Origin of the sequence: Rossellomorea yichunensis, from assembly GCF_032337515.1 — a bacterium.
GTDB classification, from domain to species: Bacteria; Bacillota; Bacilli; order Bacillales; family Bacillaceae_B; genus Rossellomorea; species Rossellomorea yichunensis.
In genome coordinates this window covers 858,626-879,703 of the sequence record NZ_JAVYAD010000001.1, presented here as the reverse complement: position 1 = coordinate 879,703, position 21,078 = coordinate 858,626, and the positions used below count along the sequence as shown (strand labels likewise).

Genomic DNA, 21,078 nt, shown 5'->3' with positions numbered 1-21,078 from the left:
AAGTGGTGCGATTTTTGGTTCTAATGTAATTCTTTTGCTCATTCTTGATGATATTAAATTTCTAATTCTATCTATTTCTACTATTCAACAAAAAGACTCCTCCCTATTTATCAGGAAGGAGCTGCATCTCTAACTCTTCAGCTTCTATTTTCAATTCCTCTACATCCATCAACAATCGAAATAACCCTTTGATGATCAACTCGTCCGGCTCCGCTTGGCGGCATTCCTCTGAAATCCGATTGGCGATATTCATGTAATACTTGACTTTTTCTACACTCAACCCGCTTATTTTCTCATACAATCCCTTCCAGGCATTCTCCCTTTTTTCAAATGAAATGAAGGCCCCTTCCCGATCCATGCTTACAGAAAATGATTTCATCATCTTATCATTTAATAACGGCTTGCTCTTACCTTCGAGAAAATCTTCAGCAAGAAGGGAAATCTGTCTCACTAAATGTTTCCCGAGAACAGAAGGATCCAAGGTATCGTCGGTAGAAATCAAAAGCATCATATACGATGAATAGATGGATTGGGTCATCCACATGAGGTCCCATATGTAAGGTTTGATCTTACCACCAAATACTTCTAATAGATTATGCTCGAGCCAGCTAAATAACCGTCCTCTCATACGGTGTTCCATTGCAGCCAATTTCTCACTATTCTTCGAGGAATCTCCACGCATGTGCATCTTCATATATGACTTATATTCAAGTATCCCTTCAAATTGTACTTGAAACTGCTTTGCGAACCGTTCAAGAGGTGGTAAGTTACCTTCTAGTCCGACGACAAAAGCCCGTTCGAAGACAAGTTGCTGATAATGTTCATAAATCGATATGATTAAATCTTCTTTTGATTGAAAAAATGAGTATAGGGAGCCCTTTGAAATGCCGACACTTTCGGCGATTTGCTGCATGGATGTTTGATTATATCCGTGTTCTGCAAAGAGCTCTACGGCTGATTCGAGTATTGATTTACGTTTATCCAATTTCTACACCTCTAAATCCAGAGAAAATTCACTCTATCATTTTAACCATACTCTCCCAAAAATAGAAGAGCATTATTTCTTGACTAGAGAAAAAATACATGTAAAATGACTAGTGAGTCAACCGATTAATGACTGTTATATCAGTAAATATTCAAGTTATAAAAAAACATTTGACCCATGAGTCAAAACATTATCAAAGGAGGATAACATTCATGTTGAAAGCTATTTTAAACCGTTCCAAAATCACACTGATTTTTGTCTTGTTGTTTGTGATAATCGGTATTTTTACTTTTTTACAATTACCACAGCGGGAAATACCTGAAACAAGCGTGAACATTGGAACGGTCAGCACCGTTTATCCAGGTGCAACCGTTGACTCTGTTGAGAGGACGGTAACCAATCCCATCGAATCTTCTCTGCAGTCCATCGATGGAATTAAAGAAATCAGCTCCTCCTCTTCAGCCGGTTTCTCTACTATTATTGTAGAGGTTGAAGATGGAGAAAACAAAAAAGAAGTGTTTGGAGATGTGCGACAAGCAGTTTCAGATGCTTCCACCTCTTTTCCTGACGAGGTATTCGATCCGGAAATTAACGAATCCACGGTGAAAATGCCGATTGTTTCCTTCCACCTCACAAGTGATAATAAGGAATCCCTCCTTACTCTTCGTGAAGAAATGAACCGTTGGCAGGAAGAAGTCGAGGAAATCTCGGGTGTTTCCAGTATAACGGTAAAAGGATTACCTGAAGAAGAAATTGTCATAGAATTAAAACAGGATGAACTAAAAGAATCCGGACTCAATCCTTCTACTGTCATGAGTGCGATTAATGATGAATACTATCCTACTCCTCTAGGAAAACAAGAAGTCGATAAGGAAGTCGTTCAATTAACGGTTGATCATTACTCAACTCTTAATGAAATGAACGAGCTTTTTGTTGGCAAGAATCCTGATGGAGAATCGGTCTTTTTACAAGATATAGCAAACGTTGAAATTGCTCCTAAAGAGGTTAAAGATATTGTCACATTTGAAGGCAAGCCTTCCCTCTCCTTTACAGCATTTGTTCAGGCAGGGGAAGATATCCCCTCTGTGGATGAGAAAGTAAGCGACAAAGTGGATGAACTGGCAAAATCTCTTCCTTCTGATGTGAATCTTGAACCTTATTACTCTCAGGCCTCGATTGTAACAGACATCTTTGATGGATTATTTATGTCCCTTGCTATTTCCGTTGTAGCTGTTATCTTGACAACGGCATTGGGACTTACCGTTTCTGGAGCGTTCGTGGTTGCATTAGCCGTTCCGATTTCCGTCCTGATGGGGTTGATTCCACTGCCATTTTCCGGTGTGGATCTTAATCAGATCTCCGTCATCGGTGCCATCATTGCTCTCGGTATCCTTGTGGATGACTCAATTGTTGTGAATGACAATATTCAACGTCGCTACAAGCTTGGTGATCGTGCGCTTATGGGAGCCGTAAATGGTGTCAAAGAGATCTGGGTTTCGATTGTGACCTCTTCTCTTGCCATTGTATTCACGTTCCTTCCTCTTATATTTTTATCAGGCGGAAACGGAGCGTTCATAAGAGCATTGCCGACTGTTCTGATAACGACGATCATCGCATCAACACTTGTTGCACTGATCTTTGTTCCGATCATGAGATACCTGCTTTATAGTAGAACAACGAAAAAAGTACCAGATGCACCCGGTTTACTAGGAAAACCATTGAATAGGCTGGCTGACTTTTATGCTGATACTATTCTAAAGAAGTTTTCAAAACGACCTGTCTTGGTATCTGCCATCGGTCTCATCTTCACAACCGCCATCTTCGGTCTGATTGCTCTTACACCATTTGAATTCTTCCCGTCAGCTGACCGCGAAGAAGTAACGATTGATGTAACGTTACCAATCGGTACCATGATTGATGAAACAGCGAGCACTTTAGAAGACATGGAACAACTATTAAAAACGGATGAGGGTGTCTATGAAACCTCGGCTTTTGCTGGTTCAGGACTACCTAACTTATTTAACAGCTCTCTTTCAAATTCCGGTCAAAATACAGGTCAATTGGTTGCGAGAGTCGATCGTGAAAACCAAACGGCTCAAGGTCTGATTGACGAATGGACTGACAAACTTAGAGAAGAATATCCTGATGCGTTGATCTTCATGGAAACGATCCAGCAAGGTCCTCCGGCAGGGGCTCCTGTCACAGTAACGGTTTCTGGTCCTGAGATGGATCGATTGATTGAACTTCGTGATACGATTTCAACTGAAATTGAAAAACTCGATACTGATCTAGTCGTTGATAATGTTGGGGAAATGGAGCCCACAATTGAATATGTTCCAAACCGTGAGCTTCTCGAGGAAAATGGTATTACAATCAATCAGATCAGCCAACAACTCCGATTGGCTACAGAAGGCATTCCGATGAAAGCCTTTGATAATGGTGTCACGAAACGTGCTATGACACTGGTATTAGAAGGAAATGATGCTGGAATGAATCTGTCTTCTCTAGAGGTTCCCGCTGAAACAGCTAACCCTGCTGGACCACCGAAGCTGATTTCCCTTGGTGAGCTGGTGACTCCTGAAAAGAAAGAAGAACTTCAACTCATCCCTCATAAAGACGGGGAACGTGCAATTACGATTCGTGCTTTTCCTGAGAATGAGGAAAACTATAAAGAAAATGTCCAGGATATAGTGAAAGATGTACGAGAAAACCTAGACGACAACAATTATTCCATTACTTTAGGCGGGGAAAATGAAGCTCAGAATGACTTCTTCGCGGAGATCACAGTACTATTTACAATAGTCATTTTCCTAGTGTATTTAGTCATTGCTCTTCAATTTAATTCATTATCACTTCCGTTCTTAGTTCTTGTCGCTGTTTATCTTGCCATTGCAGGTGCGATTCTCGGGTTATTCGTTACTCAAACCCCGATCAGCTTCCTGGCTGTCATGGGGATGGTGTCTTTAACCGGTATCGTTGTGAGGAACTCTGTCGTGTTAATTGAGTTTATTGAACAGGGATTGAAGAGTGGTATGAGCGTGAAGGAAGCAGTTGTAGAATCAGGGCGTACCCGTATTCGTCCAATTTTACTGACAGCTCTCACGTCGATTGTGGCACTTATTCCTGTTGCAGTCAGCGGCGATGCCCTTTTCACACCACTTGCTGTTACCATTATTTCGGGTATCCTGTTCTCTGCTGTATTAACGTTGATCATAGTTCCGATGATGTATCTTGTCTTCCACCGATTTAGAAGAAATAAGCGCGAAGCATAAGAATATTTTAGAGGTGTGTCCATGTGACACCCCTCTTTTTCTTGATTTAAGGAACAATCCCCTTGAGAAATCATTCAAAATCAAGCATTATAGATAGGTATTTTATTTTTATCTTTAATGGAGGAACAAATATGTCATCAAAAATCAATACAAAAGCGATCCTCATTACTTTTATGATCGGTGCTTTTTTTGCCATATTAAATGAAACGTTGTTAAATATTGCCCTAACTGAGTTAATGGCTGTATTTAACGTCGATGCTCCCACGGTTCAGTGGTTAGCAACAGGATTCATGCTCGTCATGGGTGTGCTGATGCCTATCTCCGCCCTGCTTATCCAATGGTTCACGACTCGTCAAATGTTTATCGGTGTGATGAGTGTGTTTCTTCTCGGCACGGTGATTGCTGCATGTGCCATGAATTTCCCTATGTTGCTTGCTGGTCGGATGATTCAGGCGGTTGGGACCGGTCTACTCATTCCGGTCATCATGAATGCCTTATTATTAATTTACCGGCCGGAAGTCCGTGGTAAAATCATGGGTACGTTCGGACTGGTCATTATGTTTGCACCAGCGATCGGCCCGACACTTTCTGGTGTGATTGTCGACTTGTTAGGGTGGAGATGGTTATTCATTACGGTCATTCCCTTCGCCGTGTTCTCAATTCTATTCGCATTAAAATATTTACAAAATGTCGGCGAAATCACTCGTCCCAGCGTGGATATCTTGTCCATTATCCTTTCTTCAATTGGTATTGGAGGAATTGTTTACGGATTTAGTTCGGCGGGAGAAGAATCTGCCGGGTTTACGTCTCTGAAAATTATCGTGATTATTTCAATTGCGGTTATAAGCTTAGTACTATTCGTCTTACGTCAGTTAAAGCTTGATGAACCACTTCTCGATGTTCGTGTTTTCCGATATAAAAGCTATGCGAGAGGAGTATCGATCTTCGTCATTGTCATCATGGCTATGTTTGCATCCGAAATCGTCATGCCCATGTACTTACAAGGACCTCTCGGATATTCTGCAAAAGCAGCCGGATTATTATTACTTCCTGGGGCTCTCTTGAATGGTCTGATGTCTCCTACGATGGGGTCGCTATTCGATAAGTACGGACCAAGAAAACTGATCATCCCAGGAACCTTAACCTTAGTAGGAGTAATGATTTTCTTTAGCACGATTAATCCATCTACACCGATCTGGTTATTCGTTCTTGTCTATATGCTTCTGATGCTATCCATTTCAGCCATCATGATGCCTGCACAAACGAATGGTTTAAATGAACTGCCAAAGCATCTATATCCACATGGGACCGCCATAGCAAACACACTGCAGCCAGTCGCAGGAGCTCTTGGTGTTTCAATATTTGTCAGCATTATGACACAAAGTCAGGCCGGGTATATTGAAGGGCAATCGGGTGAATTAACAGAAGGACTCTTAAACAATGCCATGACCTACGGTGTACATCATGCTTATTGGTTTGCTCTTGCTTTGGCTGCTGTCGCTTTCCTCATTTCGTTGTTCATCCGGAAAGCTGTTGCTCCTGATTTTGACGGAGAAGTAGAACACGCTGGAAGTGAAAGTTAAGTATATAAATTCCGTAATACCTGAAAAGCTCAGATTCCTGAGCTTTTTTTTTCAAAAGTGCTATTACTGTACGTCCATCTTCCTAAAAGAGTAAAATGGATGTTGAAACCACCCATGAGGAGGAATTTATATGGACAAAGAGATGAAACTAATTGAGGACATCCGTTCTGACCTATTAAATAGTGTGAGTGATTTAACCAATGAGGATTTAAACAGAAGAATTGTAGAAGACCGATGGACAATCATTCAAGTGCTGGACCATCTGTATCTAATGGAAAGATCGTTGACTGAAGCGATTCAAACAACGTTAGCTAAAGGTGAAGAACAGGCAGTGCCATCGAAGCCGATCCACTATACGGTAGATCGAAGGACAAAAGTAGATGCACCTCCATTTGTCGTTCCTACTGAAGAAAATCTTACCATTCAAGAAATGAAGGACAAACTGAAAGCTTCTCGTCAAGATCTTCTCACCTTTCTCCATACAACAAGCAAAGAAGAATTACAGAAAAAAGCGTATCCTCACCCTATATTCGGACTTATCCGATTAGATGAATGGGTACCTTTTATCGGGTATCATGAGAAGAGGCATTTAGAGCAGATTGAAGAACTAAAAGCAAAATTATAAACCTATCAATTTAGGAGCTACTCCTTAGTGGAGAAGCTCCTTTTATCTTTGCAACTATTATTTATCACTAGATTCTTTACTTCTATACATTTAAATCCCGCTTTTCATAAAGAACAAAGGTAGCTACCGCCAGAACCCCTATCAAAACAGCTGAAATCCCAACAAATACAAATTCCAATCCAGCATCCATCACATTCTTCGCTTCAAAATACTTGAATGGTGTGAGGTATTTCAAGCCTTCGATTTTTCCGCTCAGGTCGATGGCAAAGGAAAGGATAAAGGTGACTAAAAGAACGAATGTTGCTAACGTAGCGGCTTTTCCAGGCTTTTTGGTCGAAGCAGCAATCGCTGTACCGATTACTAAAAATAATACTTGTAAAATTAACATTCCAATCATCGAAATCCCGATATCGCTGGTAATGGATTCTCCATCACTATACCTTCCTACCATAAGTATAGAAACTGACCATGTGATGATCGACAGAATCCCAACTTGCGTGAGGGCTGCCAACAATTTAATCCCTATGATTCTCTTCCTTGGCATGGGTTTTACGAACAGAAACTCAACGGTTTTATCCCTTTCTTCCTTTGAGATGATTGTTGCACCAATCATTGCTGCATGAATCGTTGAGAGCAACACTATATACAGAAAGAGCACTCCATAATATCCGCTGGCCGTGGACATATCGAGACTGCCTATCCCTAGAAATGCTTGGAGTGATTTTGGCATTTGAGCCATTAGCTCATTCATGGATTGACCTGAAGCAGTGAATCCTGCAAACTTTCCCATTCCCGAACCAATCAAGGCGATCATCCCTATACACCAAATGATGAGGGATTTGCGGTGAGCCTTCATTTCTCTTATATATACGTTCATCTTGAACACCTCCCCTTATACCGTATGAATATCTTTTTTGTTGTAAATAACGAAGCTTCCAAGCAATGAAAGGACAATCAGGAACATCCCCAAGATCAGGAATGACCATTCATATCCCTCTTGGTTCATGATATAGCTATAGTCAAAGTACTTAAACGGAGATAAATAGCGAGTAGCCTTCTCAGCAGCTGCAACCATACCTACTAGAAAAAAGCCAAACACGACTCCTAGTGATAAGCTGATTACCGATTTCACCTTCGGAAATACAACAGCAATGATGATTCCAACAGCAAACATAATCAATTGAGTGAATAAGAGAGTTAGAGAAATCAGCAAGAATACATACAGGTTGAAATCCTCCACTTTTACCATATTAGCCACAGTGATCGCTGCAATCACATATACGATATTTGTAAACAGCAGCGATGTTAAAGCTGCAAGTATTTTAGAAGAAAGGATCTTTGTACGGGTAACTGGTTTAGTCAACAGAAAATCAGCTGTCTTTTCACGAATTTCTTTCGAGCTAATGGAGATTCCCAGATTCACGGATTGAATCGCACCGCATAATGTGATGTACAAAAATATATACGAATAAAAACCATTTAGAGAGCCTATAGTGTCCACCTGAATACCTAACGCTTTTCTTACTCCCTCTGGGAATCCTTCCAGGAGCTTCTTAAATTCATTAATCTCTTTATAAATGGAAGGAAACATCGACATAAACAGGATCACTAATACAACGAGTGCACCGGTCCACATAATCGTTGACTTTCGATAAGCCTTTAACTCATATAAAAAGATATTCATAGAGGATCAAGCCTCCTTTTCGTAATAGTGCATGAAGATTTCTTCTAAATCCGGTTCCTCGATCCAAAGATTAGCTATTTGGACATCGGCAATCTTCTTCATCACCGTGTTGATATTCCCCCTGAACAGGAAGCTGACATGATTTTGATTCATTTCAAGATTGCTCACGCCATCAAGCTCGAAATATGATTGATCTACACCACTTTTCAATTCAAGTTTGAATTTTTTGTGATTGTTTTCTTTTAATGTACTGATTTTTTCCACTTGAACGATTTTTCCTTCTTTAATGATCGCTACTCGATCACATAGTCGCTGAACTTCACTTAATATATGAGAAGAAAATAGAATGGTGGCTCCCTTCTTATTTTCAGCTTGAAGCAGTTCGAAGAATTTTTGCTGCATTAAAGGATCCAAACCTGATGTTGGTTCATCCAGGATAATGAGCTTCGGTTCATGGAGCAATCCTTGAACGATTCCCACCTTCTTTTTATTTCCAAGTGAGAGATCATCAATTTTCTTCGTTAAATCTAAGTTCAGCACTTCGGCTAATTCTTTAATCCTCTTTGTGCAGTCTTTCTTATAGAAACTGGCAGAATACTTGAGAAGATCCATCACCTTCATATTGTCGTAATAGAACACTTCAGATGGTAGATATCCTACTTCCTTCGCAATCTCTGGAGCGAACTCAACACAATCTTTTCCAAATATTTTCGCATTGCCGCTAGTCGGATGAATCAGCGAGAGGAGAGTTCTAATCGTCGTTGATTTTCCTGCCCCGTTAGGCCCGATAAAGCCAAAGATCTCCCCTTCTTTCACTTGGAAACTGATGTCGATAACCCCTCTGGACTTTCCGTACGTTTTTGTCAGTTCATTAATTTCTATCACATTCATGGATCTCTTCCTCCCTTTTCCTATTTCTTATTTATAAAATGATGCCTTTAATAATTCGATGTAGGAATCAATTTCAGCCAGCACTTCTTCTTGGTTAATTTCTTCTACGGAAAGTGTCTTAGCTTTTTGCTGCTGTTGATTGGCAATTCCTTCAAAGGTCCAATAAATAATTTGAATCGATTTTTTCACATCGACTCCTTCTTTGAATTTTGATGTATCCATATTGGTGAATAATTTTGCAAAGCTGTTCTCCACCATTTTGGCTTTAATCTGTTGGATATCATCTTTTACTTCCGGTGCTTCTTCGATAAATGCACTAGTAAGAAAATTTATCAGATGTGGATAAACGGCAAAAAGCTCAAACTTTATCAATGTTACTGCACGAATCGTAACGAAAATATCACGCTGGTTCCAGTCAATACGCTCATAAATCTTCTCAGTGAATAAGTCGGATAGATGTTCATACAGTGAAACATACAAATCCTTTTTGCTTTTAAAATAATGAAATAAAATTCCCTTTGAGATTTTTGCTTCCTTCACGATCGCGTTTGTTGAGGCATTTTGGTAACCATTCTTCGCAAAAACATGAGTTGCTGCATTTATGATCCTTTCTTCTTTCTCAGGATCTATGTTTAATGTTTTAAACAATATTTTCTCATCCTCCTTCTTAGGGACAGGCGTTTGACCGAGTTGGTCAATTTCATTATAACCACTTTTGACCAGCGTGGTCAATAATATTCTAAAATAATACACGCGTGCCCAGCTTAAGAAAATATGAGAGGTCCCAAAATTTTTGCTGATGAGTTTGTTATAAAGATTTATTCTGTAACTTCCAGTCTTAACTTTATAGAATGTAAATAAATGACCCACACTTGATAAAAAACCTTGCTGATTGAAAATATAAAAGGTGGGGCTTCATTATAGAAGGCCCCACCTTTACAACCCTAAATCTTAAATTGATAATATATTTCTAATCTCATCTTCCGTGATGGAAGAAACGATTTTCTCGTCAGGATCGATCACCTCTTGAATGAGGTGTCTCTTTTTTTCTTGAAGCTCATTCATTTTTTCTTCAATGGTTCCGGGGGAAATGAGCTTGATGACTTGTACTTCATTTTTTTGCCCCATGCGGTGGGCTCGATCCGCTGCTTGCTCTTCGACAGCAGGATTCCACCATGTATCATAGAGGATGACGGTATCAGCGCTTGTTAAGTTGAGTCCCGTACCTCCCGCTTTTAATGAAATAAGAAACAGGTCGCGTTCGCCTTCATTAAATCTGTTGCACATGCCTACCCGCTCTTCAGAAGGTGTTGAGCCATTGAGGTAAAAGAAGGTCTTTCCCTTTGCCGAAAGCTCACTTCCAATGAGCTCAAGCATTTTAGTAAACTGTGAAAAAATCAACACCCTTCTGCCTGAAAGCCTTGATTCTTCCAAAATCTCCATGAGCTGAATGAATTTTGCCGATGTTCCCTGGTAGCCCTCTATAAATAATCCTGGATGACAGCATATTTGTCGAAGTCTGGTTAAACCAGCCAGAATTTTGATTCTGTTTTTCCTCAAAGTATTTTTATCCAGGTGCTTAAGCGTATCGTGACGCAGCTTCGCTAAATAAGCAGCGTACAATTCCTTTTGAGCCGGCAGTAATTCCGCCGATTCCATGATCTCCCGCTTTTCCGGAAGTTCTGATAAAACATCTTCCTTCATCCTGCGCAGGACAAACGGGCGGATTCGTTTAGCGATATCTTTTTTTGTAAGACCACTGTAATCCTTAAGCCCTCGAAATAAACCCGGAAATACGACGTGAAAGATGGACCACAGCTCTTCGAGTGAGTTCTCAACCGGAGTACCGGTTAATGCGAAACGGTGATTGGCTTCGATTTTCTTTACGCTTCTTGCCGTTTGCGTTATTGGATTTTTGAACGCCTGAGCCTCATCATAAAACACCGTGTGAAATTTCTGCTGCTCGTACCACTTGATGTCACTTCGAAGTAAAGGATAGGAAATGATGATCACATCGATATCCTTTAATCCATTCTGCTTCTTCATTCGTTCTGATTTATTTCCATCCAGTATCACTGCTTGAATTTCAGGCGCAAACTTCGTAAATTCACTCTGCCAGTTATACATGAGGGACGAAGGACAAACAATCAGAGCCGGAAGTTTCTGCTTCCGAATCTCATCTAACTCAGAAAAAATAAAAGAAATGCTTTGGATGGTTTTCCCTAATCCCATATCGTCGGCTAAGATCCCGCCCAGACCATAAAAGGCCAGAGTTTTCATCCATCGATAGCCTTCTTTTTGATATTCTCTCAACAGTGTGTTCAAGGTTGGTGATATGGAAAACTCCATACTGCCAGGGTTCATGATATGTTGCAGGAACTCTTTATACGATTTCCCTAATTTGAACGTGTTGCTCGCATCAACTGAATCAAGGAGTTGGAGACTTTGATGCAACGGCAGCTCGAGTCCCTTGATTAAATCATTTTTCTCCGCTTGTGATGTATGAAGAAATCGCTGAATGTCTTGAAATTCATTGGTTTCAAGGGACAGAAGTGATCCGTTTCGCATACGGTAATATTTACGTTTTTCATCCAATGCCTCAAGGATTTCCATGATCTGTCGGTCAGGTATCCCATCCATTTCAAACTTGAATTCCAGCCAGTTCATTCGTTCTTTCTTCACCTTGACCCGGATTCTCGGACCATTATTCCCTTTAAAGACACGGTTTCGCACTGCTGTAGTTGCATAAATTTGGACGAGCTTCTGAATTTTCGTCACACCATAGGTTAAAAACTCATACTCTAAATCCTCATTATGCAAAAAATAACCGCCTTCTGTTTTTCCAAAAGAGAACTCTTCCATTAATTCAAGGATGACATCTTCTTTCTCCACCTCTCTAATTAGTAAGGAACCCGAAGGTGGTTCGCGATTTTCTAATGGGTGAATCACTACATTTTCGTAATGAAATTCAATACCCGCCAGCAAGCGATTCTTCACCCGGTCAAGATACAGCTTTGCAACAAGCGGCGCCATTTCCAGCCTTTTGGAAATTCCGTCCGAGATTGTGACCTTCCCCAATTTCTTTAAACCAATCGCTACTTTCTCTAGAAAGAAGCCTATTTGCGCTTGAGGAATGGGAATCGAGTCTGTACCTGATTTGGTGAGAAGTCGCTTTAATTCAGAAAGACGCTTGCAATCCCTGGTGTTCAATTGGGTCAATGTTCCTTTATGAAGAACGACTTCATATTCATCCAGGACGACCATATTGTTTAACCCGGTTATGTGTAATCGATAGCTTCCGTCCTCATTTTGGCCGAAGTGGAACTTCAATGGAAGCGGGGTCTTCAATAGCTTGATCCCCTCTACGGTGTGCTGACTTTGCTCCACTTTAACCCTTGGGGCTTTTATAAAAAGTGGTAAAAGCCCCTCCCATGGAGAAGGTTGAATGAGCAATTGTTCATTATTGTTCACTTCAGTTGAAGAATATATCTTCTCTTCCTGGGCCACCTTTATAAGCTTTTGGATTACAGTATCGGTATCGATTTCAAAGCAATGAAGTTGTTGATTGAAAATGAATGAATCTGAAAGTTGGAAGGGAACTCCTTCTTTGATGCTCTGGAGAAACTCTCTAACCTGTTGAACCTTGATGGAGTGAATCGTTAATTCAATCCCGATCAATGCTCCACCTGTTTTTACGGGGACAGGCTTAATCAATATTTCACATGGCAGAACTTGTCTGTTTTCAAAATGCCTCTGGTGACCAGTGGAGCGTATGGATTCATCTTGAAACAAGGTGAAAAATTCTTCTGTTACTTCCCTTCCTTGACTATTTTCATTACGCTGCTCATAATGAATGGCGATTAGGACAGCAGCGATATGTTGACAATCTTTATCAAACGATGCTAGTTTGGGACAACTGCAATTTGCATGGAGTTCTCCATTGGCTTCCCCTGTAACGGTTACGTAGAAATCTTCCTCCCCCATAACCGTCGCTTCACAATAATTTGAATAGAACTCGTCCATTTTCACTTTATTGGAACGATAATAGACCTCTCCCCTTTTGAAAGAAACGGTACCGCATCGTTCTTTTATAAGTTTTTGATGTATGACCTTCAAGTGTCTGATTCCTTCCTGGAAATGTTTGTATGTATGTTTCCTAATTGGATTTCTTCAATATTCTTATGATAACAACAATAGGCAAATTTAGAAACAGTACGGCATCTATTACTATATTAATAGAAACGTATATTCACGAGATGATCTACATAGACTATAAGGGAAGCGATCCGGCAGAAAAAAACCGAACTATGAGGCCAGTCATAGTCCGGAAAAAACCTTTAAGGAGCCCTCTACTTTTCAATATGATTCAACAACGAAATGATGAAACTTCCTGCTTGAAACATCAGCATGAAAATAAAGTAGTTCTCCACCACCATCACCTCCTTCTAGAGGATCGCTCGAGTAAAATATTTGTCCCCTGTTGATATGTATGTAGGATAGACTCAATTCATGCGTTTTTTTGTTGTGTGTTGGGTGTAAGGACAGAATAAAGGACTCCCGGTTTATCTTTTATTAAGATATTCCGGGAGTTTCTTCATTAGATAGAGGGTATTTTGATGAATTATCATTTGATGAGTCGTAATCTTGCTGAAATCGACTTCTTTGAAGAGGTTTTGAGAGCAGGATTGGCGTATGAGATAATTTTATCAGCGAAAATTTAAATTTATCAGCGAAATTCAGATTATATAAGCGAAATATTAAATTTATCATCGAAATTTCGATTTTATCAGCGATATACACTTTCCCACCTTAGCTGCATCTAAAATACCACCTATATTTATGAAAGTTATGCTTACATAATATTTTCTATTGCATACTGACACTTTTTTATGTAAATTAGTCAAGTATGTTTAATAGGAGGTATCATCATGAATCAAACACAAAACACTCAGCGTGTTCAAATCGCTACAGCGGATCCATCTGCGCTCGGACTTTTTGGATTAGCTATGGTTACCCTTGTCGCTTCTTCAGCGAAACTTGGATGGACGGATGGAGTTTCTTTTGTATTGCCATGGGCAATTTTCCTTGGAGGAATTGCACAGCTGATTGCATGCTTTGGAGATGCAAAACATAATAATACATTCGGATCCACTGCATTTGGGGCATTCGGTTTATTTTGGCTTGGTGTCGGGACATCCTGGTTAATTTCATTCGGTGTGTTTGGAGAAGCAGCGGCAGCGGCAGTTGATCCACACCAACTAGGGATTGCGTATATCGGCTATCTGATTTTCAGTATTTTCATGACCGTTGGCGCCATGGAAACACATAAGGTCTTATTCATTATTTTTGTACTGATTGATTTCTTATTTATCGGACTTTCCCTGTCTACACTTGGGATCGCTCCTGAAGCTATGCATAAATTAGCGGCCATTTCTGAGTTGTTTATTGCATTATTCAGCTTCTACGGCTCTGCGGCAAGTGTGTTGAACATTCACTTTGGGAAAGAAACACTTCCTGTAGGCAAGCCATTCGGGATATTTAAGTAAGCGAAGAAAGAGATAGATGAAATGCTCATCTATCTCTTTTTTTCATACGGGAATCAAGATGTCAAAATGAGGATCCTTTTAATCACGGTCACTCGGGTATCTCTCACGCTTGATGGGAAGATATCTCGTTATAAGATACTTCTCACTTTAATCCGACTGCTTTGTATGAAGGTATCTCAACAATTTCAAAATCAAATTTCTCCATTTCCTTCTCCTTTCTTAAAGAATTTTTGTCTTTGATGAATATTATTCGATGTTGATTCACCTGAATCTTCTCACAAAGAGCATTTTGCGACTAGGATGCTATGTATACGCCTTTTTCAGAGACACTGCACTATTTTGAGAACCTTGAATTTAACTGCGATTTAATAAAATCAAAATCAAACGGTTTTAGCCGTGCTATCAACACCTCCCTTACCCCATTCCCAACCTTAAACCCACCTCATAAAAAAACCACCCATAAAGGTGGTCACATCATCTAGCTAACCCTCTCTCAAAAGCAGCTAAATGATTCTGTGAAGCATTTCTCAATTGTGTAAAAACAATTCTTACATCTTGAGGAAGATTGTAAGTCAGAAATTTATTATACATAGCTATATTGTCAATTTCACCTTGAACTCCTGCTGCGTATGCACTTTTAATCGAATCCGGAGTTGAAGTATAGGCTTGAGAATTATCTTCAGGTAAGGGCACACCATAGCGTTGAAAAAGGGTTTGCAAAGCTGTAATATGACGTAGCTCGGCTTCTTTTATTCTCGTAAAGGTTTGGACACTTCCGAAATTCTGAATGATTCGATCATATCTGGCTTGAGCCAAGTATTCGTCCTGCATGGCATAAACGAGCATTTGAGGTACAGTGAGTGAAGTTGCATCAAGTGCCCCTTTTGCGCCGTAATTCATTTGCCTCTCCTGTCTCCTGTTTCCACGGTTCTGGATAAAGAAAAACAAAAACCAAACGGCATGATTTTGTTCATCTGCAGCAGCCCGACGGAATGATTCCTTTATATAGGTATCTTGGGCTCTATCTGCAATTTCTAAATAGAAATCAACCGATTCTTGCTCGTCTTTTATGGCAATTTCCAGACCTCTTTTGTATGCATCTGGACAACCTTCTTGCAATTGAGGGGTGGGCGGGACTCCTGTTATATTCGTATAGATATCACTGAAAGCTTTGAAATGGCGCATTTCATCTTTTCGAATTTCTCGAATGTGATTTTTATCTTCTTCGGTTGGGGCCAATTTTGCAAGTTTTTTATAACAAGCGATCGCACTATATTCTCCGTTAATTGCCTTTTGTATATCTTTTATCAGTGATTGATTCTCCTGAACCCGCGAGTAACCATCTAAGTGAAAAGGTTTGAATTGACGATAAAATTGATAAGGATTCATATAGGAAGACACCTCTCTTTTCTTTCTGTCATTAAGTATCTTATGACTTCAGCCTAAAGTGGGTGTCTGAAGATTTGCTCTTTACCTTTTCTTATGTATTATTTCATACGCATCCAAAAGATCCTTCACCAAAATATTATTGATCCTCATTCCCTCCGTCTCACAATCTATTAACCTAACATCATTCAGATTGGAACTTTTAAATTGGCACCCTTTAAGATCACAGCGCTCAAAAATTATAGGTTCACCCTCTTCTCCAAGAGTTGTGTCATGAAAATAAGTGCCCCCGAAAGTCACATGGGCGAATTCACTATGTGAAAGATTCAAATCAGCAATCAGGGATTTTTTGAGATTAATATTCTGAAAGCGGGATTCACTTAGATTGCAATTACTAAATCGAGCTCCTTTTAGGTTACTGTTGCTAAATGTGGAATGACTCCCGTTAATACCATAGAAATCCGTTTCCGTCATGTTGCTCTGCTCCACTTGAAGCCGGGAAAGGTCAAATTGTCTCAAGGTATCACCTTGAATGTGAATCTCCTTCGTCTCAACCTCTTCTGTCGCACCAGGTTGTAACCTTTTCTCATAACAGAATTCATCTTCTGATTCAAAGACTTTCTTGTACCCCAATTTCTCGTAAAAGGCATGATTATTCAGCTGCCTGCTGGATGTCTCAAGCTCCCACGATTTCACCTGAGGAAACTTCTCTTCTACTAATCTTATGGCAGCAGAACCAATTCCTTTTCCCTGGTAATCTGAATCAACAAAGATACGGTCGACTCTTCCATGGCGCTTTCCCTCTAACGTGACAATAACACCTCCAACAAGCACTTCTTGATAAAGGATTTTGAAATAATTCAATTCATGGATCATATACTTCCCCATCTCAATGGAGTCGTAGCCTGGTGGCTGGATATTGTAATCGACTACATCCTCTGCATATGAGAGCCATTTCTCTTTTTCAGCATCAAACACTTTCCTTTTTATATCGGTAAGAGCTTCTGCATCTTGTATTGTTGCTTTTTCTATTGTGATTCTACTCATTTTTGATCTCCTCTTAATCTCTTATTATTTGCTTAGTAGACAACTCATCTGCATTGAAATATTATCAAATAACTGATTGCACACTCCATTTCCTCTCTTCGGATTTCACTATATGGAAAATTATAGCTTAAATAAGTATTTTTTCAAAAAGTTCTCTTGTTAGACATTCATCCCCATTATCTATATAGTTACATTAACTGCATTTTTTTGATTGCTTACATAGTTCTTAGATTTCTAGTTTAGAGGAGGAGGAAAGATTCGTGTCTAATGAGTATAATTTAGCGTCATCCGAATACCATTCATTATTAGCCACCTCTAAAAAGTTGTTCCACAGCATAAGCAAACATTTAAATGTTCAAACGGCTTATGTAACAAGACGAGGCGATGATGCCATGACTGTTTTAAGTTCTTATAACGAAAAAGAAGAGATCATTCCAGAGGGTTACTCTGTAAAATATGGAGATACATATTGTAGGTTGATTATAATGAATGAAAACAATGAGATGCATAAGTTAAACCTTGCAGAGGATGCCATCACCAAAGAGTTGGAAGTTACTTCTCAATTAAAGGTGAAAGGATTTCTCGGGGTTACGCTAAGAGATTTACAAGGGGATGTATTTGGTACATTATGTGTCATGGATAAAGAAGAGAAAAATTTCTGTCAGTCGGATATTGAATACCTTCAATCAATGGCAGATATCCTGTCTTATATCCTGGATTTGGATCAAACCAAATTTAATATGAATTACTTGAGTGTTCCGATTATCCCGATTACAGAAGGAATTGCCTGTCTTAGTATTCAGGGAGTCATCGATGAAATAAGGGCAGATAAAATAATAAACAAAGTTCTCGAATATGGCTCAAGTCACGATACAGAGTACTTTATTATCGACTTATCCGGACTGCTTATTTTAGATGGAATATTTCCATCGGTATTTATTAACTTAGTAAAATCACTGAAGGTAATGGGTATTGAAAGCATCCTCACAGGAATCACACCTGAAATTGCGATTCACGAAAAGGATAACGGACAATTATCTCGACTACCTATTGTTAAGGTACGCAATTTAGAATCTGCGTTAAAGTATATTGGCTTTAATTTAACCGAAGCACCTACCCATTGATTTGAATGAGGATAGTCGCAAACTCACATCCCCTCAAAAAAAAGATGAAGCCCTACGTTAGTAAACGAGGGCTTCATTTTTCATTTTTGACAACATTCTTTTTAGCATTTTCATCTTTAACTTCAACCAACTTCACTTTACAGCAATCCCTCTGTTCTTTCTGACCTATCACACTCTTTAACCATTTCATTTTCTTCACCTCCTTATACAAAGTAAAATAAGAATCCTGACATAGTAGACATAATGAGGACAGAGCCAATAAATGCGAGTACAAGCTTCTTCTTAAAAATGCTATGGAGTAACGTCACCTCAGGGAGACTTGCTCCTGCTGATGCAATCATAAGAGCCATTACTGGTCCCAGTGCCATTCCTTTAGCAACGAGAATTTGGGAAATGGGAATCATTGTAGAAAGTCGGATGTATAATGGAATTCCGATAATCGCAGCTATCGGAACCAGCCACCAATTCTCTCCTCCTAAATAGGTTGTAATCCATTCAGTTGGAACAGAACCATGAATAACCGAACCAATCCCTGCCCCGATAATAAGAAATGGATAGACATTTCTCATAAGTGTAAGTGTTTCTCTTATCGCTTTCTTAATGTCGATTCCATTCTCAGGGACTGAGAAATTTTCTACCATGACATTTTTTAGTTGTCTTTCAAATCCAAATGCACTCAACGCAAATCCTATGATTATAGAAAAAGAAGTGGTTAAAATCGTGTATGCAATGGCTACTTTCCATCCGAGTAAATAGGTCATCAAGGACAAAATCGTTAAATCCAGTACAGGTGAGGCAAAAAGGAAAATCATCACAATGGGAAAACGAACTTTGTTTCGCAATAGATTTACGACAATAGGGATGGTTGAACAAGAGCAAAATGGTGTGACGAATGCAAAACCAACAGCAATCAGAGCACTCAACAGAGGATGGCTTCTATCCATCAGCTCCTCCATCCTTTTATAAGGAATAACTCCTTCAAGTAGATGAATCACAAAGGATATTCCAACAAACAGCACAGTTAGTTCAAGGGCGATACTGATAAAATCTTTAAACATAGTCATTTTGACTGCCTCCATTTTGATTAATCAAATTTATTTGATTAATTATTGAAAATTATACATCAATTTTTTTTGATTAATAAATCATAAGATGTCACCATGCAAATTAATCACTTTATTCACGCCTAAACCAGCAGCAAAGTTGTTCTGATAACAAATGATTCAATTCAGTATGATTTAATGTATAGTAACTCCATGTGCCCCGCGTTTCTTTCAAGATCAACTCAGCGTCCATTAAAATCTTCAGATGGTAGGAAAGTTTAGATTGGGGTAAGTCTAATTTATCCGATAAGTCACATACACACACTTCTCCCATTTCAGTAATTTGGTGCAGGATAAATAACCTTTTTTGATCTGCTAGTGCCTTGAATTTTTTTTCATATTTACTGAAGGTTGAATCCAGTGATATAACTATTAATGGAATTTGTTTATTCATGCTATCAGCTCCTCTTAAATCAAATTTATTTGATATAGCCTCATTATATGCAAGATCTTCCATTGAGGCAACAAAAATACATCAAAAATAATTGATTTAATAAAAAATAAGAAAGTCATCTTATTCATACTGATTAGACGACTTTCTTACGGAGTTACCTTATTCTCAGCTTTTTATACTTCCTCTTCCCTACCTGCACAATCAGTCCATCTTCAATCTCTACTTCCAATTGCATATCCAGAACCTTTTCTGAATTGATTCTGATTCCTCCATTTTGAATCATCCGCCGCGCTTCACTCTTTGAACCATGCAAATTTATCTCAACAAGTAAGTCGATAATGGAGATTCTGCTTTCACCTGTCCACTGTATTTCTGGAATATCATCAGGCAGTGCGCCTTTTTGAAATACTTCTTTAAAATTGTTCTCTGCTTGTACGGCTGCTTCTTTTCCATGGTACATAGACACGATGGTTTTTCCTAAACGTATTTTGGCGTCTCTGGGGTGGAGTGTCCCTTGAATTAATTCCTTCTCCATTTTCGTTTTCTCATCTAAAGATAAGTCCGTTATCAGGTTGAAGTACTTGATGATCAATTCATCCGGAATCGACATCGTCTTCCCAAACATTTGGTTAGGATCTTCATCAATTCCAATATAATTATGTTTTGATTTTGACATTTTATCCACGCCGTCAAGACCTTCAAGTAAAGGAAGTAATATGACCACTTGTTTCTCCTGTTTGTAATGCTCCTGAAGATGCCTTCCCATCAACACATTGAATTGCTGATCCGTCCCGCCAAGCTCCACATCACTTTCTAATGCGACGGAATCGTATCCTTGCATTAACGGGTAGAAAAACTCATGAAGCGAGACTGGCTTCCCTGTTGACAACCGGTTAGAAAAATCGTTTCTTTCAATTAATCGAGCAACCGTGATCTTCGATGATAAATGAATCACATCTTCAAGATTCAACGATGACAGCCATTTGGAATTGTAATGAAGCTCCACCTTCTCTTTGTCGATGACTTTCCCAAATTGCTCAAAGTAAGTTTGGGCATTTCTCTTCACCTCTTCATCAGTCAACTGCTTCCTGGCAACGGACTTACCAGTCGGATCACCGATTTTACCTGTGAAATCCCCGATAATAAGCTGAATGATATGACCGTTCTCTTGGAACTGCCTTAATTTGTTCAGGACAACCGTATGACCCAGGTGAACATCGGGAGCGGTTGGGTCTAGACCTAGCTTGATTTTCAAAGGTACTTCTGTGGCAATTGACTTGACGAGTTTTTGCCTTAATTCTGCTTCTGGGATGATTTCTTGAACTCCATTTTTGTATACGGTTAACTGCCTTTCCACTTCTGCCTGTTGTTCTTGTGAAAGTGATTCCCATTTGGGTTGCATGGTGATTCCTCCTTGATTGATATGTTCGTTTAAATA

At 39.4% G+C, this 21,078-nt stretch carries 17 protein-coding genes; 5 read left to right on the top strand and 12 right to left on the bottom strand.

The genetic code is table 11. The features are described from left to right. Positions 1 to 103 precede the first annotated feature (103 nt). On the bottom strand, positions 104 to 985 hold the full coding sequence (locus tag RSX31_RS04300; RefSeq protein ID WP_282137852.1) for a TetR/AcrR family transcriptional regulator: 882 nt from the start codon (positions 983 to 985) through the stop codon (positions 104 to 106). Between the two features lie 212 nt (positions 986 to 1,197). Between RSX31_RS04300 and RSX31_RS04295 the strand changes: the two genes are divergently transcribed. The 3 genes from RSX31_RS04295 to RSX31_RS04285 all read left to right on the top strand — a co-directional run bounded on the left by RSX31_RS04295 (position 1,198) and on the right by RSX31_RS04285 (position 6,465). Then, positions 1,198 to 4,257, top strand: a complete 3,060-nt coding sequence (locus RSX31_RS04295) for an efflux RND transporter permease subunit (protein WP_315633477.1) — start codon at positions 1,198 to 1,200, stop codon at positions 4,255 to 4,257. A 131-nt stretch (positions 4,258 to 4,388) separates the two neighbouring features. Beyond that, positions 4,389 to 5,840, top strand: a complete 1,452-nt coding sequence (locus tag RSX31_RS04290; RefSeq protein WP_315633475.1) for an MDR family MFS transporter — start codon at positions 4,389 to 4,391, stop codon at positions 5,838 to 5,840. Positions 5,841 to 5,970: 130 nt separating this feature from the next. After that, entirely contained in the window at positions 5,971 to 6,465 is a 495-nt protein-coding gene (locus RSX31_RS04285) for a DinB family protein (protein WP_282137855.1), read from the top strand. 82 nt (positions 6,466 to 6,547) lie between these two features. On the opposite strand, the gene RSX31_RS04280 is transcribed toward RSX31_RS04285, so the two are convergent. From RSX31_RS04280 to RSX31_RS23320, 6 genes are all read right to left on the bottom strand, one after another. After that, the gene (locus tag RSX31_RS04280) at positions 6,548 to 7,342 is read right to left on the bottom strand and encodes an ABC transporter permease subunit (protein WP_315633472.1); all 795 of its coding nucleotides are present in this window, start codon (positions 7,340 to 7,342) and stop codon (positions 6,548 to 6,550) included. Between the two features lie 15 nt (positions 7,343 to 7,357). Continuing rightward, positions 7,358 to 8,149, bottom strand: a complete 792-nt coding sequence (locus RSX31_RS04275; protein ID WP_315633470.1) for an ABC transporter permease subunit — start codon at positions 8,147 to 8,149, stop codon at positions 7,358 to 7,360. A gap of 6 nt (positions 8,150 to 8,155) precedes the next feature. After that, entirely contained in the window at positions 8,156 to 9,040 is an 885-nt protein-coding gene (locus RSX31_RS04270; protein ID WP_315633468.1) for an ABC transporter ATP-binding protein, read from the bottom strand. 27 nt (positions 9,041 to 9,067) lie between these two features. After that, positions 9,068 to 9,688: a TetR/AcrR family transcriptional regulator gene (locus RSX31_RS04265; protein WP_282137859.1), complete on the bottom strand. Its 621-nt coding sequence runs from the start codon at positions 9,686 to 9,688 to the stop codon at positions 9,068 to 9,070. Between the two features lie 303 nt (positions 9,689 to 9,991). Continuing rightward, entirely contained in the window at positions 9,992 to 13,156 is a 3,165-nt protein-coding gene (locus RSX31_RS04260) for an SNF2 helicase associated domain-containing protein (protein ID WP_315633465.1), read from the bottom strand. Between the two features lie 233 nt (positions 13,157 to 13,389). After that, positions 13,390 to 13,476, bottom strand: a complete 87-nt coding sequence (locus RSX31_RS23320) for a putative holin-like toxin (protein WP_397541018.1) — start codon at positions 13,474 to 13,476, stop codon at positions 13,390 to 13,392. A 492-nt stretch (positions 13,477 to 13,968) separates the two neighbouring features. On the opposite strand from RSX31_RS23320, the gene RSX31_RS04255 reads away from it, so the two are divergent. Next, a complete protein-coding gene (locus tag RSX31_RS04255; RefSeq protein ID WP_397541012.1) occupies positions 13,969 to 14,586 on the top strand; it encodes an acetate uptake transporter in 618 nt (205 codons plus the stop codon). Between the two features lie 474 nt (positions 14,587 to 15,060). On the opposite strand, the gene RSX31_RS04250 is transcribed toward RSX31_RS04255, so the two are convergent. Together RSX31_RS04250 and RSX31_RS04245 are read right to left on the bottom strand one after the other, a co-directional pair. Further along, positions 15,061 to 15,975 (bottom strand): ferritin family protein, encoded by a 915-nt coding sequence (locus RSX31_RS04250; RefSeq protein ID WP_315633463.1) that lies wholly within the window; start codon positions 15,973 to 15,975, stop codon positions 15,061 to 15,063. Positions 15,976 to 16,056: 81 nt separating this feature from the next. Then, positions 16,057 to 17,019, bottom strand: coding sequence for a GNAT family N-acetyltransferase (locus RSX31_RS04245; RefSeq protein ID WP_282137862.1), 963 nt, complete (start codon positions 17,017 to 17,019; stop codon positions 16,057 to 16,059). Positions 17,020 to 17,279: 260 nt separating this feature from the next. Between RSX31_RS04245 and RSX31_RS04240 the strand changes: the two genes are divergently transcribed. Continuing rightward, positions 17,280 to 18,143 (top strand): STAS domain-containing protein, encoded by an 864-nt coding sequence (locus RSX31_RS04240; RefSeq protein ID WP_315633461.1) that lies wholly within the window; start codon positions 17,280 to 17,282, stop codon positions 18,141 to 18,143. Between the two features lie 203 nt (positions 18,144 to 18,346). Here RSX31_RS04240 and RSX31_RS04235 read toward each other — a convergent pair whose 3' ends face one another. The 3 genes from RSX31_RS04235 to tyrS all read right to left on the bottom strand — a co-directional run bounded on the left by RSX31_RS04235 (position 18,347) and on the right by tyrS (position 21,042). Then, positions 18,347 to 19,207 carry a permease gene (locus RSX31_RS04235; RefSeq protein ID WP_397548069.1) on the bottom strand — a complete coding sequence of 287 codons (861 nt, stop codon included), beginning with the start codon at positions 19,205 to 19,207 and terminating at the stop codon, positions 18,347 to 18,349. Between the two features lie 112 nt (positions 19,208 to 19,319). Next, positions 19,320 to 19,640, bottom strand: coding sequence for an ArsR/SmtB family transcription factor (locus RSX31_RS04230; protein WP_315633459.1), 321 nt, complete (start codon positions 19,638 to 19,640; stop codon positions 19,320 to 19,322). Positions 19,641 to 19,794: 154 nt separating this feature from the next. Then, positions 19,795 to 21,042 carry a tyrosine--tRNA ligase gene (tyrS, locus tag RSX31_RS04225; protein WP_315633458.1) on the bottom strand — a complete coding sequence of 416 codons (1,248 nt, stop codon included), beginning with the start codon at positions 21,040 to 21,042 and terminating at the stop codon, positions 19,795 to 19,797. Positions 21,043 to 21,078 lie beyond the last annotated feature (36 nt).

Bases quoted from the DNA above. Each gene is read 5' to 3' on its own strand.
- RSX31_RS04295 (WP_315633477.1), top strand. From the start codon at position 1,198: ATGTTGAAAGCTATTTTAAACCGTTCCAAAATCACACTGATTTTTGTC.
- RSX31_RS04290 (WP_315633475.1), top strand. From the start codon at position 4,389: ATGTCATCAAAAATCAATACAAAAGCGATCCTCATTACTTTTATGATC.
- RSX31_RS04285 (WP_282137855.1), top strand. From the start codon at position 5,971: ATGGACAAAGAGATGAAACTAATTGAGGACATCCGTTCTGACCTATTA.
- RSX31_RS04280 (WP_315633472.1), bottom strand. From the start codon at position 7,342: ATGAACGTATATATAAGAGAAATGAAGGCTCACCGCAAATCCCTCATC.
- RSX31_RS04275 (WP_315633470.1), bottom strand. From the start codon at position 8,149: ATGAATATCTTTTTATATGAGTTAAAGGCTTATCGAAAGTCAACGATT.
- RSX31_RS04270 (WP_315633468.1), bottom strand. From the start codon at position 9,040: ATGAATGTGATAGAAATTAATGAACTGACAAAAACGTACGGAAAGTCC.
- RSX31_RS23320 (WP_397541018.1), bottom strand. From the start codon at position 13,476: ATGGTGGTGGAGAACTACTTTATTTTCATGCTGATGTTTCAAGCAGGA.
- RSX31_RS04255 (WP_397541012.1), top strand. From the start codon at position 13,969: ATGAATCAAACACAAAACACTCAGCGTGTTCAAATCGCTACAGCGGAT.
- RSX31_RS04250 (WP_315633463.1), bottom strand. From the start codon at position 15,975: ATGAATCCTTATCAATTTTATCGTCAATTCAAACCTTTTCACTTAGAT.
- RSX31_RS04245 (WP_282137862.1), bottom strand. From the start codon at position 17,019: ATGAGTAGAATCACAATAGAAAAAGCAACAATACAAGATGCAGAAGCT.
- RSX31_RS04235 (WP_397548069.1), bottom strand. From the start codon at position 19,207: ATGACTATGTTTAAAGATTTTATCAGTATCGCCCTTGAACTAACTGTG.
- RSX31_RS04230 (WP_315633459.1), bottom strand. From the start codon at position 19,640: ATGAATAAACAAATTCCATTAATAGTTATATCACTGGATTCAACCTTC.
- tyrS (WP_315633458.1), bottom strand. From the start codon at position 21,042: ATGCAACCCAAATGGGAATCACTTTCACAAGAACAACAGGCAGAAGTG.